Source organism: Pedobacter sp. 10L46_2, assembly GCF_056395165.1.
Window position 1 is genome coordinate 1 of record NZ_JBFTIZ010000488.1, and the last position, 1750, is coordinate 1750.

Below are 1750 nucleotides of genomic sequence, written 5' to 3' on the forward strand. Positions count from 1 at the left end.
ATTATACACAAACGTTTGCGCAGTTTTAAGTGGCGATAAAAGACCTGATTTGCGAAATTACTTCCTTACCTTTCGATTCATCGGGCTTAATATTATCAGCGCTGGTGAATCATCAAAATGAACCAAAACCTAAACCACTAAATGAAAAAACACATCTTATTTTCCTTAGTATTGCTTGCAATAGTAAAATTATCTCTAGCCCAGGAAGGTATTACAAAGCCCACTCCCTCTTCAAAACCTGGCAAATACCAATTAGAACAAATAAATCGTAAATACGGAATGTTTATTCATTTCGGCATCAACACTTTCCATGATGAAGAATGGACCGACGGAACATTACCGCCAACATCTTATAATCCATCTGCAATTGATGCAGAACAATGGGTTAAAACAGCTAAAGATGCCGGGATGAAATATGTAATACTTATTACTAAACATCATGACGGGTTTTGCCTTTGGGACAGTAAGTATACCACCTATGATGTAAATAGTTCTGCCAACAAGACTAACGTAATAGAAGCCGTTGCAAAAGCATGCAAAAAGTACGATATCGGTTTAGGATTATATTACTCTTTATGGGACAGACATGAGAATGCGAAAACCGAGGATACAACTCTGGACAAAGCGTATAATGATTTTATGGTAAATCAAATTAACGAGTTAATTGCTATAACTCAGAAGTCCAAAACTAAAGTTGTAGAGTTTTGGTTTGATGGAGGCTGGGTAAAACAAAACAACAGATGGCCTGCTGCTGAGATCTATAAAGCAATAAAATCTAAAGAACCCCAATGCCAAATAGGAATTAACTGGTCTATAGGTGCACCTGGAAATCCTGATCAGCACATGGTTTTACCTGCTCAGCAAAAAGAAGGCTATCCTATCAGATACTTCCCAAGCGATTTTAGACTAGGTGACCCATACCTCCCTGCAACGCCTGATCCAAAAATATTCTCTCACAATAATGAGAATTACTATATGCCCTGGGAATCCACCATATGCATAAGTTCAAAGTGGTTTTATAACACCAAAGACACTACTTACAAGTCTATAGATAAACTGGTTGAGGATTATAAAATAACTACTGCCCAAAATAATATCTTAATTTTAAACACACCTCCCAATAGAGAAGGAAAAATAAGGCAAAAAGATATTGAACTATTGATGGAATTAAAAAAGCTAATTTCTAAATAGGCATTTCCCAGATAGGTTTTCCGTATCCTGCTGTCAGAATACGATCACGGCTTTTACCAAGCCGTTTTCAAAAGCGATAAGGTCTGAAAACCTATCTTTCACTTCTTCAAATTTCAGTTTGTGCGTGATATAATTTAATGGCTTTATCTGCCCATTTTTTATGCACGAAATCACATGCTCAAAATCAACTGGCAGTGCATTGCGGCTACTTAATAGTGTTGCTTCCCTTTTATGAAATTCGGGGTGACTAAAACTTATTTCCTGTTTTTGTAAGCCTATCAAAACAAAACGAGCGCCATGGGCCATATACTGAAATGCATTATTTATAGCTTTCAAATTTCCTGTACAATCAATTACAACCGTAGGCATATCACCATTTGTAATTGATTTTAATCGTTCAAAAACATCATCAGACACGGCATTTATAACATGCTTTACTCCCAGCTTATCTCTGCAAAATTCCAAACGCTGCATGTTGGTATCCAAAGCAATTACCTCTGCTCCGGCTATCCTGGCAAAATCCATAGTTCCTAAACCTATAGGCCCGGCACCTACAACC

Annotated in this window: 2 protein-coding genes; one reads left to right on the forward strand and one right to left on the reverse strand. The window is 37.1% G+C overall.

The genetic code is table 11. The features are described from left to right. Nucleotides 1–141 precede the first annotated feature (141 nt). Nucleotides 142–1191 (forward strand): alpha-L-fucosidase, encoded by a 1050-nt coding sequence (locus AC1DDX_RS27120; protein ID WP_337717817.1) that lies wholly within the window; start codon nt 142–144, stop codon nt 1189–1191. Nucleotides 1192–1224: 33 nt separating this feature from the next. Here AC1DDX_RS27120 and AC1DDX_RS27125 read toward each other — a convergent pair. Further along, a partial coding sequence (locus AC1DDX_RS27125) for a zinc-binding dehydrogenase (RefSeq protein WP_477622996.1) occupies nt 1225–1750 on the reverse strand: 526 nt, incomplete at its 5' end.